The organism is Candidatus Rokuibacteriota bacterium, assembly GCA_030647435.1.
Classification (GTDB): Bacteria; Methylomirabilota; Methylomirabilia; order Rokubacteriales; family CSP1-6; genus AR37.
The window spans coordinates 33,158-48,912 of the sequence record JAUSJX010000130.1 but is presented as its reverse complement, the minus strand read 5'-3'; the positions used below and the strand labels follow the sequence as shown (position 1 = coordinate 48,912).

Here is a 15,755-nt window from a genome sequence, read left to right as displayed (position 1 = left end):
GCGCGCCTCTCGGTCCATCAGAGCCAGCTCATCGCCACCCTCGCCGCGAGCAGCGAGCGACCCGCGGAGTTAGTCCTCGCTCGGCAGCGCCTGCTGGCGACCCGCCAAGCCCTCGGCCAGTCACCTGCGCCCACCCGGTAGTCGCCGGCGCGTCGCGCCTGCGCCCGTCTGCCGCTACGCGCCCTCGGGTCTTCCCGCGTTTTTCACCGCCGCCCGACCGGTCTCGGCACCCCTTAGAGCGGAGTTATGGTGTTTGGCCGCCGGTCGGGAGATTGTTCGGGGCGCCGGAGGCGCTCTCGGGGGCGCCTGCCACGTTCCTGCGCGGCGGTCAACCTCGACGGGAGCGAACTCTTCCGGATCCGCGACCGGCGAATCTTCCCCCCTCCCGGTACGAAGTCGTTTGCGGAAGGCCGCCGCTATCGCGAGGTTTCCCGCCAGACCATGTGGAGCCCGCTCCCGATGATGATGGCGGCGCCGACCCAGGTCCAAACGCTCGGCACGTCGCCGAAGACGATGTAGCCCGCCAGCGCGGCCAGGACGAGCTGGGAGTAGTGGAACGGGGAGAGGATCGAGGCCGGGCCCCAGAGGAGGGCGCGCGCCACGCAGTAGTGGCCGAGCCCGCCCAGGAGCCCGAGCGAGATCAGCACGAGCGCGTGTGAGAGGGTGGCGGGCGCGCGCCAGTAGAACGGCACGACGGCCGACAGCAGCACCGTCCCCACCAGCGCGCTGTACGTGACGCTCGTCTCGGGGCGGTCCACGCCGGCCACGTAGCGGGTGAAGATCTGGTAGAGGCTGTAGCACGCGGCGCTGCCGAAGACCAGGAGCGCATACGGGCTCGTGTGCCCGAAGCCCGGCCGGATGATGACGAGAGCCCCCAGGAAGCCCACCGCGATGGTCAGCCACTGCCCAGTCCCGACGCGCTCGTGGAGCAGACGGCCCGCCAGCCCCGCCACGACGAAGGGCGCCGTGAAGGAGATGGCCGTCACGTCGGCCAGCGGCACGCGGGAGAGGGCCGTGAAGAAGAAGCTCGTCGAGGCGAGCAGCAGCAGCGAGCGTGTCACCTGGATGGCCGGCCGCCGGGTCACGAAGAGCCGCCAGCCGCCGGACGTGGGCGCGAACAGCGCGAAGACGAAGACGAGGTGCACGAGGCTCCGCGCCCAGATGATCTCGACGACGGGCAGGTGCGCGCTCAGGACCTTGGCGCCCGTGTTCATGACGACGAAGAATCCGGTCGCCAGCGTGATGAGCAGGACCCCGCGCAGGATGCGTGTCTCGCGGGGCGCGGGGCTGGCGGGGCGTGGCAGGCCGCTATCCTTTCTTCGAGGCGATGTAGGCGCGCCAGCCGCCGAGCTGCGTGATCTCGCGCTGCCCCTCGCAGAGGAGCGTCTCGCCCAGCACGCCGAGTACTTCCTCGCCGTCAGCCAGCTTGACCTTGCCGATGCAGAGGCCCGGCGGCTCCTGGACCAGGATCTTCGCGAGGCCGTCCGGCGGCACGGCCCACACCTCGACGGCCACCGACACGCCGCCCGAGGCGACGCGGATCATCGCGGGGTGCCGGTCGTTGATCGACCAGAGCCTGTACGCCGGCACGGTCGCCGCCTCCCGCACGAAGGTCGCGCCCGCGTCGATCAGGTTGCGATTGAGCTCGAGCCCCCGCATCAGCGTGCCGTTGACCGCGAGCTTGACCGACATCATCCCGCGACCACGTGCGTGCCGGTCCGCCCGGCAAGCGCGTCCTCGAGATGGTCGGGCGAGGTGATGATGGCGCGTGTTCCTCCCCGCTCGATGAACTCCACGGCCGCGCGGACCTTCGGCCCCATGCTGCCCTCCGGGAACTCGCCCGCCTCGAGGTAGCCCCGCGCCTCTCCGAGCGTCATCCGGTCGAGGAAGCGCTGGTCGGGCTGGCGGAACCGGATCGCGACCTTCTCGACGCCCGTCGAGACGAGGAATACGGGCACGCCTAGACGTGCGGCGAGGAAGCCGGAGGCGAAATCCTTGTCCACCACGGCCTCGACGCCGCGGTAGACGCCGGGCGCCTCTTCGACGACCGGGATGCCGCCGCCGCCGCAGGCGATGACGACGAAGCCCGCGTGGAGGAGCGCCCTGATGGCCTCGGCCTCCACGATGCGCACGGGGCGCGGCGAGGGGACGAGCCGGCGGTAGCCGCGCCCGGCGTCCTCGGCCATGACCCAGCCGTCGCGCGTCCTGTGCCGCTGCGCCTCCTCGGTGGAGTAGCCCCTGCCGATGGGTTTGGACGGGTGCTGGAAGGCGGGGTCCTTGGGATCCACGACGGTCTGGGTCAGGACGCACACGACGCGGTCGGCCATGCCGCGCCGCCCCAGCTCGCTCACGAGGGAGTTGGCGAGGAGGTAGCCGATGCCGCCCTCGGAATCGGCCACGCACACGTCGAGGGTGAGCCGCGGGGTGAAATCGGTCTCGGCGACGATCTCGGAGCGGCGGAGGATGAAGCCCACCTGGGGGCCGTTGCCGTGGGTCAGGACGACGCGCCAGCCGTCGGACACGAGCGCGCCCACGTGGGCGGCCGTCGCGCGCGCGTTCTCGAACTGCTCGGGGATGGTGCCCTTCTGCCCCTCGCGGATCAGCGCGTTGCCGCCGACGGCGATGACGGCGGTGTGGGCGGGCAGCGTCACGCCGGGACTTTCAGCCGGCGGCCGAGCTCGCGAAGGGCGCCCGCGAAGCAGGCGAGCGGCGCCTTCGCGATGCCGGCGCCGATCTGGCCGACGCCCGCCTCGCGGTGGGCGATGCCCGTGTTGAACACCGGCTGGACGCCGCTGTCCACCACGCGCCGCGCGTCGATGCCGGTCGGCGTGCCGGCGAAGCCCAGCGCCGGGATGCCGAAGTCGTTGTTTCGCGCCAGCGTGATCGTGTACATGCGCTTCGTGGTGGCGATGGCCTCCTCGGCGGCGCCGCCGATGAAGCGCACGATGGCGGGCGCGGCCGCCATCGCGAGGCCGCCGAGGCCGGCGGTTTCCGTGATGGCGCTGTCGCCGAGGTCGGGGTTGGCGTCCGCGGGACCGTAGCCGGGGAAGTAGAGACCGTCGGGGATCGGGGCCGGGGCAGTGAACCACGCGTCCCCCGTGCCGCTCATGCGGACGCCGACCTCCACGCCGTTGCGCGCCATCGCGGTCACCACGGTCGAGCCCTCGATGCCGTGCGCCGCGTCCATCGTCGCCTTGGAGGCCGCCATCGAGAGGTTCAGGTAGAAGTGGTTGTTGGCCTCGAGGAATTCGAGCACGCGCGCCGCGACGTCGGCCGGGGTGGTGCGCACGAGGGACGGCGCGATCAGCCGGGCGAAGAGCGAGGTCGCCGCCACGTTCCGGTTGTGGCACTCGTCGCCCATCTGGAGCGCCTGGGCCGTCAGGTTCTTGAGGTCCACCGGCCCGCGCGAACGAAGCGCGCGTGCGAGAGCGGGCGCCAGCGACTCGTTCATCCAGCGCAGGCGGTCGAGGACTTCCTGGCTGTAGGCGCCGAAGCGCAGCACCTTGCCCATCCCGTCGTTGAGTATCGCGAAGGCGCGGGTGCCGCCTGGCGCGTTCTCGACGATGAAGACGGGCATGGACGGCGAGAGGATGCCCGCCATCGGCCCGACGGCGCCGAAATGATGGCAGGGGGCGAAGGTCACGCCGCCTCCGGCGGCCAGCCGATCCGCGGCGTCCGGCGTGTCGGCCCAGCCCTCGTAGAGGATGGCGCCGATGACGGCGCCACGCATGGGGCCGCACATGCGCGCCCACGCGATGGGCGGTCCGGCGTGGAGGAGGTGGCGCGGGCCCAGGCCCTTCACGTTGTCGGCGGCGCGCCCGATGTCCACCAGCATGGGCTTGGCGGCCAGGATGCGCTCGATGGCCTGCTTGTTCGCGGCGGCGACGCGCGAGCCGATCGGGTCGTCGGGGTCGTCCTCGAGACGCGCCAGCAGGAGACCGAGGTCGCGATCGCCGCCCGCAGGCGGGCGCCAGTCGAGCTCGAGCACGCTGGCGCCGTGGGCGCGCGGGGAGAGCGCGAACTCCGCGACGCCGATGTTGAGCGCGCGGATGCCGCCGTCGAAGAGTGGCGCGGATCCGCCCGAGGTCTTCCGTTTTGGCGCCGGCATCGGCTCAGCCCTTCGTTTGCGCGGGCCGGCGATGGCCGACCAGCGAGGCCGCCAGCCGCGCGGCCTGGGCATTGCTCGGCGCCAGGAGCACCCCGGCGGCCGCGAGCCGCGTCTCCTGGCGCGCCAAGCCCTGAGGATCGGCGGGAGTGCCGCAGACGGAGGCGACGATGGCGAGGCCGCGCCGGCGCTTGGCCGCAGCCTTGGTCGCGGCCTCGATAGCGGGGGCAAGCGCGCCGGCCGGATCGGCGTGGGCGCCATAGCCGAGGACGACATCCAGCAGGATGACCGCCGTGGCGGGGTCCTCGGCCGCCGCCAGGATGCGCTCGTTGCGCAGCCTGAAGTCGATCATCGGGTGCGGGCGGCCGACGGTGAACTCGTCGTCGCCCAGGTCGACGGTCGTGTGCTTTTGGCCGCCGGCCTCCTCGAGGATCAGCGCCGCCTCCTGGCACAGCGTGCCGCCGCTGTAGAGGCCGCGCACGAGAGACTGGCCCTTGCGGAAGCGTCGCGCCTTGGCCCGCCCCGCGGCCGCGAGCTTCGGAGCCACCGCGAGCGGCGCCGCGGCGACCCGCTTGCCTCGCGCGAGCGCGACCGCCGCACGCGCCGCGTCTTCGAGCGTGGCTGCCGGAATCGCGCCGGCCCCGAGGATGGCCGCGGGGTCGCCGCCGAGGAAGTTGACGACGACGGGCTTGCCCGACTTGCGGGCGACGTCGAGGACGCGGCGGGCGACAGCGGGGGCGGGAGGTTTGGAGACGAGAACGATGACGCGCGTGCCTGGGTCCGCCGCGAGGCGCTCGATGCCGGCCTGCATCATGAGACCGCCCACGCGCTCGTCGAGGTCGTGGCCGCCCACGCCGATCACCTGCGAGCAGCCCTCGCCCAGGCGGTCGATGAGGCAGCTGATCTCTTGGAGCCCCGTGCCGGAGGCCCCGACGAGCCCGATGGACCCGCGCCGCACGGCATTGGCGAAGCCGAGCGGCACGCCGTCGAGGATGGCGGTGCCGCAGTCCGGGCCCATCACGAGGAGCTTCTTCTTCGCGGCGAGACGCTTGAGTTCGGCCTCGTCGGCCACGGGGACGTTGTCGCTGAAGATGAAGACGTGGAGCCCGCGCTTGAGCGCCTTGAGGGCCTCAGCCGTCGCGTAGGCGCCCGGGGTCGAGATGATGGCGAGGTTGGCGCGCGGCAGCTCGCTCGCCGCCTCGGCGATGCTGCGGGGGACCGGCTTGTCGCCCGCGGGCGCTGACACGGCGGCCTGCTCGTCGAGGAGACGGGCCGCCTCGGCGAGCGCACGCTCACCCGCCGCGCGGTCCACCGCGGCGACCGCCACGACCAGGTCGTTGGGCCCGGCGGCCGCGCCCGTGGCGTCGAGGAGCCCCGCGCCGGAGAGCAGCTCGCGGTTCGCCGGCGTCGCCATCATGAGCGCGGCGCGGCTCACCCCGCGCACCTTCTCGACCAGGGCGGCCACGCGCATCAACTCGACCGAGTCGCGGTACGTGTCGGGGCGGACCAGGCAGCACGTCATGGTAGTGCGAGCCGCAGGACGTCGCGGGGCTGGGGCCCCGCCGTCCGAGGCAAGCGAAAGGAGGCGGTAGCCACGAGGCCCTCCGCTTCTCGGGAGCGAATGCGCCGGCGGCCTACTTCTGCCCTGCCGCCGCGTCCTCCACGCCCAGCTCAGCGAGCTTGGCCGCCGTCGGCCGCCCCGTGCTGGGGTCCCAGCCGGCCATCTCGTAGTACGTGCGGCGGGCCGCGAAGAACTCGTCGGGGTCGATCTTCGAGCCCTTGAGCACCCCGTTGCCGATGCCCTCGTGCAGGCGCTGCGGGAGGATGTCGTCTTCCGGCGTGAAGCCCTCGCGGTTGTTGAAGACCCGCGCCAGCGTGTTGTTGCGCTCGCCCACCTTCATGAGCTCGTAGAGGCTCATGTTCCAGCCGGTGACGGCGTTGATGTAGTCCATCATGGGCTGCAGCCCGAGCGCGTTGAGCGGCGCGCCGACGAAGTCGCACATGCCGACCGAGTTGTACGCGCTCCAGACCTTCTGGGTCTCGAAGAACGCGCGCACCTTCTTCGAGTCGAGCGTGAGCGGCTCGAGGGGCTCGATGAGTCCCAGCGCGCCCAGCGGATGGCCCTGGGGGTGGAAGCCGGCGTAGAGCGGATCGTGGGGCGCTTCCATGTGGTCGGCGCCCGTCGGGGACAGCGCGTAGGCCAGCGACAACCCCTTCTTGCCCCGCGGGTCGTGCATCGGCAGCTCCTGCCCCTTGACGTGGAGCGCGAAGCAGTCGGCGCCCTTGCCGAGCTGGGCCGCGGCGCGCTTGACGCCCTCGCCGAGGAGCTTCCCGATGCCCTCGCGCTTGCCGATCATGTGGGTCAGCTGGATCACCGCGTCGGCGTTGCCCCAGGTCAGCTCGAGCCCGCCCGTCATCTCCTTGGTGATGATGCCGTTCTCGTAGCACTCCATCGCGAAGGCGATGGAGGCGCCCGTCGAGATCGAGTCGAGGACGTACTGCGCGAAGAGCTGGTTGGCGAGCGCCAGCATCTTGAGGTCGTCCACGCCGCAGAGCGAGCCCGCGGCCGCGAGGGTCTCGTACTCGGGCCCGCCGTACTTCGGCGTGACGCCCAGCTCCTTGACCTCGACCTCGCGCTTGCAGGCGACGGCGCAGGCGTAGCAGGTGCCGCGGTTGACCAGGATGGTGTCGCGCATGGTCTGGCCGCTGATGGCCTTGGCGCCCTCGAAGGAGCCGTCGCGGAAGTTGCGCGTCGGCAGGATGCCGCTGGCCTCGAGCGCCAGCACACCGCCGGAGGAGCCGACCTGGTGGAAGCGGTCGGTGGCGCGGTCGTAGTGGTTTTTGAACCAGACCAGCTGGCCCTTGGCCTCCACCTTGTCGTTGGCGACCGGCGGCTTGGAGCCGCGCACCACGACGGCCTTGAGGTTCTTCGATCCCATGACGGCGCCGAGCCCGCCCCGGCCGTGGAAGTGCTTGAGCTGGTTCACGATGGCGGCGAAGCGGACGCCGCGCTCGCCGGAGATGCCGCACTGGAGCACCCGCACGCGCTTGTCACCGAGCTCCGCCTCGATCCCGTCCTGGACCTCGCCCGAGAGCTGGCCCCAGTAGGCAGCGGCGTCACGGAACTCGATCACGTCGTCCTTGATCCAGAGGTACACGGGCGAGGCCGCCTTGCCGCGGATGACGACGGCGTCCCAGCCGGCCGCGCGCAGCTCCGGCCCCCACCAGCCGCCCGCCTCCGACTCGCCGTAGCCGCCCGTGAGCGGCGACTTGGCGGCCGCCGTGTAGCGGTTGGTGCCGGACAGCGAGAGCCCGTTGATCACGCTCGTGGTGAAGACCAGGACGTTGTCGGGACCGAGCGGGTCTACCCCGGCCGGCATGTCGCGGAGGAGGATGTAGCTCGCCAGCGCTCCGCCGCCCAGGTACTTGCGCACGGTCGTCTCGGGCAGGATCTCGGCGCGGGTTTCGCGGGTGGAGAGGTCGACGTGCAGGATCTTCGCGGTGGTGCCGGCTGCCATAGGGCCTCCCAGGGCTTGGAACCGCCCCTTGCCTCACGCGGCGCGGGACGGGGTGATTGAACGTCGGCAGCGGCGGGTGGATGCCGCAGTGCGGCGCCCTTGCCCGCGCTTCTAGGACGAGACGATAGACGGACTTTGGCCAGTGGGCAAGGGCAATGTCTCCGGGCAAGTTCTCCGGGTATGAGCGCCGCGCCGGTGTCCCTTGGTGCGCTGTTGGCCATGTAACCAGCATGTCGCGGCGTGTACATGTTGACCCGGGAGCATAGGTGACAAAAAGCGCGTTCTCGGTCGTGGGCCGGCCTTCCCACAGAAGCTCACCGTTTGCTTGAGCTGCGCCGGGCGAAGCCGCGCATGGACCTGCGTCGTCTCGACACGCGTGTACCAGAGCACCGCGCGCTGTCTCTAGGTCGTGCTGTGCCTTAAGCGCGTTGCTTCACCTCCGACTCCGCATGCTCCAGCCAGAAGCGCATGTCCATTTCACGGTACAGCGTGGTCGCGGTGTCGAGGTGCTCCTGGGCCTGCTCGCGCTTGCCTGTCCGTCGGTAGAGCCTGCCGAGGCCGAGGTGGCAGTGGGCGACGAGCGGACGCAGGGAGCGCCGCTCGGCGAGCGCGAGCGCCTCGCGGTAGTGGGCCTCGCTGCGCTCGGCATCAAAGCGGTCAGGATGGGCCGCGATGTCGCCGAGCAGGTGCCGCGCATGGGTCGTGTAGGGATGACTCGGAGATTCCACCGCGCGCTCGCCGAGGCTCCGCGCCTCGTCGAGCCGGTCGAGCAGGAGACAGGCGTGACCGAGCATGTAGGAGGCTGCGTTGCGACCGACGACGATCCCGCTCGCCGTCTGGCGCTCGAGAAGCTGCTCGGCCTCCTGGAGCCGGTCCAACGCGTCACGCCGCTCACCGAGCTGCGCGAGGACCCGAGCGGACAAGGCGGCCGTGAACGGAAGCAGGATGGCGACGTTGCCCGCCCGGAGGAGTGCGATCCCATGCTCGATCAGCGAGCGTGCCGTCAACCAGTCGCCCTTGAGGGTGTGGAGCATGCCCGCGCCGAGGTGAGCCCAGCCGACGGTGTATCCGTGGCGCGTCGGCTCGGCGAGGCGAAGGGCTTCGCCTTCATGCTCGGCCGCTTCGGCGAACCGGCCGAGCTGGGCGAGGCTCATGACGAGCCAGATTCGATCCAGCACTGATGCCGGTCCGGGGAGTCCGAAACTCTCGTGGACCCAGTCGGCGGGCAACGCCGCGAGGTTGTCGGTGGCCAACTCTACCACCCGCTCGTACTCACCGCGGAAGTAGTGTGCTTGCTCCAGATAGCTGGTGGCGAGGATTCGGAGCCGAAGGGCCCCCAGCTCTCGTGCGATCGCCAGTGCGCGAGCGCCGAAGGCTAGAGCCTCGCCCAGCTCGCCGAGCAACGAGTGGCCGCTCGCGATGAACGCACAGACACGCCCCCGCCGGCGCTCATCATTCAACCGTTCGGCGAGCGCCTCGGCTTCGTGCAGGCGCTCCAACGCCGGCCGGACTTCGCCGAACACGCTCAGCACCGGCCACAACTCGAGTCGGATCTCGAAGGACTCCTCCAGCGCCGGCTCACTCTCCGGGAGCGCTCCGAGAAGGGTCAGCGCCTGCTCGAACCAGACCCGTGCGGCTTCAAGCGCCGACCGCGCGGTCGCCTGGAGCCCAGCCTGCCGCAGATAGTGCACGGCCTTATCCCGTTGCTCGGCCCGGACGGCGTGCTGAGCGAGCCGCTCGACGTGCTCACCGAGCCTTCCCTGATAGAGGGTTTCGATCGCATCGAGGACTCGTGCGTGCAGCCACTGCCGCCGGGGTGGGAGGAGCTCGGCGGCGACCACGTCCCGAATTCGCTCGTGGGTGAAATCGAAACGGTCTCCGACGCCGTGGACGACGCGCCGGCGGACGAGCTCCTCCAGCCCCTCGGCGGCCGCTGGCTCGTCCACTCCCGCCGCGCGCTGGAGCAGCGTGAACTCGAACTCGCGCCCGATGACTGCGGCCACGCGCAGGAGCTGTCGGGCCTGCTCGCTCAGCCGCTCCAGGCGCCGGGCGATCATGTCCCGCACGTTCGTCGGGAGCGGAAGGCTGTCTGAAGGTTCCAGGGCGACACCACCACACCCGATCGCGCGCATGGTCTCGACGACGATGAACGGGTTGCCGCCGCTGGCCCTCCAGACCTGCTCGCCCCGCTGCGCCAGCGCCGTCGCGTGGCTGTCCGCGCGTCCGAGCAGGCGCACGAGCGTCGTCGTGGGCTCGCGTTCCAGGCGCCCCAGCGACACGCAGACCAGCCGGCGGTCGGCGTCCAACTCGTCGAGGGTACGGCGCAGGAGCGGGTGGTCGGGCAGTTCCTCGTCCCGAATGCTCAGGGCCAGCAGGATGGGCGCGGAATGGAGCCGGCGCCCGAGAAACGCCAGGAAGCGGAGTGTCATGTCGTCCGCCCAGTGGCCGTCCTCCAGCAGGACGAGGAGGGGCTGCGCGACGGCCAGGCGCCGGAGCAACTGGGCCAAAGCCTCGAACAAGCGCATCTGGTCCCCCGGGTTGGACGCTACCGACCGGCCAGGATCGGCCAGCTCTGGGAATAGGCGTGCGAGCTCCGCCCGCCATTCGCTCCCTACACCCTCCAGCACGTGCGAGTCGGTCACGACGCCGGCGTCCCGCAGGGCACTGACCCAGGGCCCGAACGGCAAGATCTGCTCCGTCTCGTAGGCGCGCCCGAGCAGGATCGCTCCGCCACGGCGTCCGGCCTCGGCGGCAAGCTCGGCCAGCAACCGGCTCTTGCCGATCCCAGCCTCGCCGAGGACGGCGAGGACGCGGCCTTGTCCCGCCCAGGCCTCCGCCAGCGCCTCGTGTAACTGCGTGACCTCGCCGTCCCGCCCGACCAGGGGCGCCTCGGCGGGCCCGGTCACGCTCGGCGTGGTTGCCGCCCGTAGGGGGCGTTGCCGGAGGATCTCCTGGTACAGCTCCTTGGTGTCTGCCTCCGGCTCGACGGCCAGCTCACGCCGAAGGACGTCGACGCATTCCTGGTACTGGCGGAGCGCAGCGTCGCGCCGCCCGAGCTGGGCATGCAGGCGCATGAGCGTGCGGTGCACGGCTTCCTGAAGAGGGTCCAGGGCCAGCAGCCGGAGCGCCGACTGCACGGCGGAGGCGGTCGCCCCGACGGCCCGCTGGTGGGCGAGCAGCCGCGCGTGAGCTTCGACAGCACGCTCACGCAGCCGCTCGCGCTCGCTCATGAGCCAGTCCTCGAAGGTCGGCGCGACGACCGTGAGCCCCGCCAGCAGATCGCCCCTGTAGAGGCCGACCGCCGCTTCGAGCGCGACGGGCGTGCCGTCGGCCACCGCCTGCTCGAACGCCGCCACGTCGGTCTGCACCGCGTCCACCGGCAGCGTGATCCCGCCGCCTCCCACGAGGAGCGTGGTGTCCTGGGCAGGGCCCAGCGCTTTACGAAGGACAAAGAGCGTCTGACGGAGCGCGTTGCGGGCCGACCCGTGGGGAACGTCGGCCCAGAGGAGGGCGGTCAGCTTATCCCGGGGCTGAGTCTGGCCCGGGGTGAGGGCGAGATAGGCCAGGAGGGCCTGCGCCTTCTTGGTCGGGACGGTGAGCGGCCGGGCGGTGCCCGCCTGGACCTAAAATCCCCCGAGAAGCGTCAGCGCTAGTCGGCTCATGGTGAGTGATGCTGGACGGACTCTAGCACGAACGTCGGGCGACCTCTTTAGCTGCTAACGCGACCGCAGACGGTTCCGTAACGGCTTGCGGACTATGCTGATGCCCTGAACCCTGAAGCTCTTGCTCTGGCACTTCACGTGCGATTGAACGTTGGGCCAGCGGCGGTGCCGCCGGCGGTATGGACGGCATTGCGGAGGTGCTCATGGTGCCCGCTACCATCGGGAAGCAGGCCGTCGTGGTCGGAGCTGGGATGGCCGGGTTGACAGCCGCCCGCGCGCTCGCCGATCACTTCGAGCGCGTGATCGTGATGGAGCGGGACACCCTGCCGCTGGATGCCGTTCACCGGGCAGGGACACCACAGGCCAGGCACCTGCACGTGCTCCTGGGCGGCGGCCAGCGCGCGCTGAGTGAATTGTTTCCAGACTTCGAGCAGGACCTCGTCCGGGCTGGAGCGGTACCGCTCCGGGCGGACGCCGACGTGCGTACCGAACGCCCGGGCTACGGTCCCTTTCCCCAGCGTGACTTCGGCTGGCTCTGGTACTCCATGTCCCGCCCGCTGATCGAGCTCATCGTGCGACAGCGGGTGCAGCGACACGCCAACATCGCGCTGCGTCAGCGCTGCCGGGTCCAAGGCATCGTGGCGACGCCGGACGGGGTTTCGATCAAGGCGGTGCGATACGAGACCGTTGGCGGCAGGACCGAGACACTCCCCGCGGATCTCGTCGTCGACGCCTCCGGACGCGGCACCCTCACCCTCGCCGTGCTCGAATCCATCGGCCGAGCCCTGCCGGAGGAGACGACCATCGGTGTCGACATCGGCTATGCCACTGCTGTCTTCGCCATTCCGGAGGACGCTCCGCCTGATTGGAAGGGCGTGTTCACGTTTCCCGAGGGGTCCCGGAACTGCCGTTGGGCCGTCGTGCTGCCGTTGGAGGGCCGCCGCTGGATCACGACCGTCGCCGGCCGGCACGGCGACCGGCCGCCCGGGGACGAGGATGGGCTCCTGACATGTGCTCGGGCACTGTGGACCCCGACGGTCTACAACGCGATCAAGCACGCCAAGCGTCTGGAGGAGGTCGCTCGCTTCGGCTTCTCGGCGAGCGTCTGGCGGCATTTCGACCGGCTCGACACCTTCCCGCGGGGATTGCTTCCCTTTGGTGACGCGATCTGCCGCTTCAATCCGGTGTACGGCCAGGGCATGACGGTGGCTGTCCAGGAGGCGTGCCTTCTCCATCGTCTCCTCGAGGGGCGGGCCGCGGAGCCCGATCCGCTCGCTGGGCTGGCGCCCGCCTTCTTCTCCGAGGCGCAGCCCCTGATCGACACGCCGTGGGCGGGGGCGGCCGTCCCGGACTTCGTTCATCCGGAGACTCGCGGGCGACGTCCACCGGATTTCAACAGGAGCCACAAGTTCGGGCTCGCCCTGACCCGGCTCGCGGCCCGGGATCCGATCGTCCACAAGCTGGTGTACGAGGTCGCCCACCTCCTCAGGCCGCGCAGCGTCTATCGGGATCCCGAGCTCGTGGAGCGAGTGCTGGCCGTGATGGCTGAGAAGGGAGACGCGGTGAGACGTGGGCTCTGAAGGACGCCGACCTATGAAGATCGCGATCATCGGGGCCGGGGCGCTCGGAGGCTACTATGGCGCCAAGCTGGCGCGCGCCGGAGAAGCCGTGCATTTCATCGCGCGCGGCGAGACACTTCAGGCGTTGCGCACGCGAGGGCTGACGGTCGTTCGGGATGACCAGACATTCACCGTGCCTGAGGTACAGGCGACGGCGGACGCGGAGGAAGTCGGCCTGGTAGAACTGGTTCTCGTTACGACGAAGACGTACGACCTGGAGGGCGCGATCGAGGCGTTGCGGGTGCTCAAGGGCCCCGAGACGATCGTCGTTCCGCTCCAGAACGGTGTAGATAGCGCCGCACGGCTGGGAGCGGCCACGGACCCCACACACATTCTTGGAGGCCTCACGTACCTTCCGGCCTCGATGCCCGAGCGGGGCGTGGTGCGTCAGGGCGGAACGGAGAAGCCGCTGGTACTAGGACCCCTCCGCGATGCCGACGAAGAAGCAGCGAAGACCGCTCTCTTGGTGTTGCGCGGCGCGGGAATCGCCGCCGAGCGTCCCGCCGACATCCGCGTGGCGATCTGGATGAAGTTCATGGGGGCGATAGGCACCATGGGTGTTCAGTCGGTCACCGGGCGTGGCTTTGGACCGACCCGGGAGGACCCCGATACCAGGGCACTGTACATGGGGTGCATGAGGGAAGTGGAGGCAGTGGCCGGTAAGTCGGGCGTGGTCTTGCCGGACGGCGCGCCGGACCAGCTGCAGGGCAAGCCGTTGGAGCTGGAGGCCATGCACGGGACCGTCGTCCGGCTCGGCGAAGCCTTCGGAGTGCCCACGCCCGTCAACCGGTTCATCTACGCCGCCCTCAAGCTCCGTGCCGGCGCGCGGCGATAGGTCCCCGACATGAAGATCGCGGTTATCGGCGCGGGCGGCATCGGCGGTCCATTCGGCGCGGCGCTCGCGAAGGCGGGCGAGGATGTCACGTTCCTCGCGCGCGGCGCGCATCTCGTTGCCATGCAGCAGAACGGGCTACGCATCGAGGGCGATCGGGGCGAGACCCATATCCACCCCGTCCAGGCCACCGACGATCCCGCCAGCATCGGCATCGTGGACCTGGTGCTGTTCTGCGTGAAGCTATGGGATGTCGAAACTGTCGGGGAGCGGATCCACTCCATTGTCGGGCCGAACACCGCGGTCATCCCGTTGCAAAACGGCATCGACGCCGTTGAGCGGCTGATCCCGATCCTCGGGCGGGATGCGGTGATGGGCGGGACGGCCCTGGTCACCGGCGCGATCGTTTCGCCCGGCGTGGTCCACCAGACCGGCAGATTCCAGCGCATGACCTTTGGCGAGCTCGATGGTCGCGGCAGCGCGCGTGGCCAGCGCATTCACGACCTGTGTCGGGCGGCTGGCTTCGAGGGGCTGCTGAGCGAGGATATCGAGCGCGCGATATGGGAGAAGTTCAACCTGCTGGTGGCACACAGCGCCGTCACCGCGCTCACCCGTCTGCCGATCGGCAAGCTGCGCGACGATCCCGACCTGTTCGGGATGTACGAGGCGACGATGCGTGAGGTCACCGCCGTTGGCCGGGCCAGCGGCGTGCGCTTCCCGCCCGATATCGTCGAGACACAGCTCGCTTTCGTGCGATCCCTGCCACCGGATCACATCGCCTCGATGGCGGTCGACCTGATTCGGGGCAACCGTCTCGAGTTGCCCTGGCTGTCTGGCAAGGTGGTGGCGCTCGGCCGACAATACGGCATCCCGACACCGGCGAACACGTTCATTTGCACCGCCCTGAAGCCCTACGTGAACGGCACGCCGGCGTAGTGGTCGGCGCCCGGCCGCTCAGCCTTCGCGTTCGGCGAACAGAGAGGTCGGGCAGGCGAGGGTCAGGTTGAGGTAGCCCGGCCGCCGACGCGCGTTGCGGGGCCAGAGCGTCGTGTAAAGCACAGGGTTGATCTCCGGCCGGGGGGTCAAGGGCGACGCGTTCTCCAAGAACTCGACGGGCGATGGCTGCTCGAAGAGCTTTGGGCGAGATCCTCTGGACTGCGCCCTATTTGCGGCCGGTCTTGCGCGCCACGCCGGTCCGCACCGCGGCGTCCGCCAGTGCGGCGGCCACCGTGGGCACCACCCGCGGGTCGAACATGGACGGCGTGATGTACTCCTCGCTGATCTCGCTGTCGGCCACGATGCCCGCGAGCGCGTGCGCCGCCGCCAGCTTCATCTCGTCGTTGACGCTGCGCGCCCGCACGTCGAGCAGGCCCCGGAAGAAGCCGGGGAAGCAGCAGGAGTTGTTGATCTGTGGGGTGAAGCTGCCGATGTGTTCGCGCCGCGCGAGACCTTACTATGCATCGAGCAGCCTGACGAACTCGGCCACATCGATTTGAGCGTCCCGGATCAGCCGTCGCAGCAGGCCTGGCTTCAGGTCTCGGTGATCTGGAACGGTCAACGGCAGGCGGGTTGGATCATGCAAATGCCGCAGGCGAAGATGACTGCCGCGCTGACGCACGACATCGTAGCCGAGACGCTTGAACGCGCGCACCGCCTGCTGCCCGGAAACGACGGGCAGGCTCGGGCTCACCGAGTGATGACGACGCTCCCGACAAGAACGCCCGAGGGATCGGGTAGCGGCTGCCCCTGAGCCTCAAGGTCCTCCAGGCAGAGCTCGATCGCCTCCCGGATATTGGCCAGGGCCGTCTCGATGGTGTCACCCTGCGTGTAACAGCCGGGCAGTGATGGGCAAGTGACCACGTAGCCACCCGCCTCGTCTGGCTCGAGGAGCACCTTGAAGTCATAGGCCGCCACGCCTCTCCCTCCTCCGCGGATCTCTGACATCCACTACCAGCCATAAAGATAGCACGGGCCAAGGGAGACTCAGGATGTGCTATGCGGCTCAGACCCTTGGCTCGT

12 protein-coding genes and 1 pseudogene are annotated in these 15,755 nt (G+C 70.2%); 3 read left to right on the top strand and 10 right to left on the bottom strand.

The features are described 5' to 3' along the window. Positions 1 to 416: 416 nt before the first annotated feature. The 7 genes from Q7W02_22615 to Q7W02_22585 form a co-directional block, all read right to left on the bottom strand. Positions 417 to 1,250: a DMT family transporter gene (locus tag Q7W02_22615; protein ID MDO8478937.1), complete on the bottom strand. Its 834-nt coding sequence runs from the start codon at positions 1,248 to 1,250 to the stop codon at positions 417 to 419. A 58-nt stretch (positions 1,251 to 1,308) separates the two neighbouring features. Beyond that, positions 1,309 to 1,695: a gamma-glutamylcyclotransferase gene (locus Q7W02_22610; protein MDO8478936.1), complete on the bottom strand. Its 387-nt coding sequence runs from the start codon at positions 1,693 to 1,695 to the stop codon at positions 1,309 to 1,311. Beyond that, positions 1,692 to 2,651 carry a carbamate kinase gene (locus tag Q7W02_22605; protein MDO8478935.1) on the bottom strand — a complete coding sequence of 320 codons (960 nt, stop codon included), beginning with the start codon at positions 2,649 to 2,651 and terminating at the stop codon, positions 1,692 to 1,694. The genes Q7W02_22610 and Q7W02_22605 overlap by 4 nt, the downstream gene beginning before the upstream one ends. Further along, positions 2,648 to 4,108, bottom strand: coding sequence for a DUF1116 domain-containing protein (locus Q7W02_22600; protein MDO8478934.1), 1,461 nt, complete (start codon positions 4,106 to 4,108; stop codon positions 2,648 to 2,650). The genes Q7W02_22605 and Q7W02_22600 overlap by 4 nt, the downstream gene beginning before the upstream one ends. 4 nt (positions 4,109 to 4,112) lie before the next feature. Further along, a complete protein-coding gene (gene fdrA, locus Q7W02_22595; protein ID MDO8478933.1) occupies positions 4,113 to 5,627 on the bottom strand; it encodes an acyl-CoA synthetase FdrA in 1,515 nt (504 codons plus the stop codon). 112 nt (positions 5,628 to 5,739) lie between these two features. Next, positions 5,740 to 7,623, bottom strand: coding sequence for an aldehyde ferredoxin oxidoreductase family protein (locus Q7W02_22590; GenBank protein ID MDO8478932.1), 1,884 nt, complete (start codon positions 7,621 to 7,623; stop codon positions 5,740 to 5,742). A gap of 419 nt (positions 7,624 to 8,042) precedes the next feature. Beyond that, a complete protein-coding gene (locus tag Q7W02_22585; protein MDO8478931.1) occupies positions 8,043 to 11,027 on the bottom strand; it encodes a BTAD domain-containing putative transcriptional regulator in 2,985 nt (994 codons plus the stop codon). 461 nt (positions 11,028 to 11,488) lie between these two features. On the opposite strand from Q7W02_22585, the gene Q7W02_22580 reads away from it, so the two are divergent. Genes Q7W02_22580 through Q7W02_22570 form a run of 3 tightly spaced genes read left to right on the top strand, consistent with a single transcriptional unit; the run spans position 11,489 to position 14,672 of the window. Beyond that, a complete protein-coding gene (locus tag Q7W02_22580) occupies positions 11,489 to 12,865 on the top strand; it encodes an FAD-dependent monooxygenase (protein ID MDO8478930.1) in 1,377 nt (458 codons plus the stop codon). Positions 12,866 to 12,878: 13 nt separating this feature from the next. Beyond that, complete coding sequence (locus tag Q7W02_22575; protein MDO8478929.1) at positions 12,879 to 13,739, top strand: 2-dehydropantoate 2-reductase; 861 nt, start codon at positions 12,879 to 12,881, stop codon at positions 13,737 to 13,739. Positions 13,740 to 13,748: 9 nt separating this feature from the next. Next, entirely contained in the window at positions 13,749 to 14,672 is a 924-nt protein-coding gene (locus tag Q7W02_22570) for a 2-dehydropantoate 2-reductase (protein MDO8478928.1), read from the top strand. Positions 14,673 to 14,898: 226 nt separating this feature from the next. On the opposite strand, the pseudogene Q7W02_22565 reads toward Q7W02_22570, so the two are convergent. The 3 genes and pseudogenes from Q7W02_22565 to Q7W02_22555 all read right to left on the bottom strand — a co-directional run bounded on the left by Q7W02_22565 (position 14,899) and on the right by Q7W02_22555 (position 15,650). Further along, a pseudogene (locus Q7W02_22565) lies at positions 14,899 to 15,147 on the bottom strand (malic enzyme-like NAD(P)-binding protein). A 42-nt stretch (positions 15,148 to 15,189) separates the two neighbouring features. Beyond that, a complete protein-coding gene (locus Q7W02_22560) occupies positions 15,190 to 15,426 on the bottom strand; it encodes a type II toxin-antitoxin system HicA family toxin (protein MDO8478927.1) in 237 nt (78 codons plus the stop codon). Then, complete coding sequence (locus tag Q7W02_22555) at positions 15,423 to 15,650, bottom strand: type II toxin-antitoxin system HicB family antitoxin (GenBank protein MDO8478926.1); 228 nt, start codon at positions 15,648 to 15,650, stop codon at positions 15,423 to 15,425. The genes Q7W02_22560 and Q7W02_22555 overlap by 4 nt, the downstream gene beginning before the upstream one ends. Between the last annotated feature and the right edge of the window lie 105 nt (positions 15,651 to 15,755).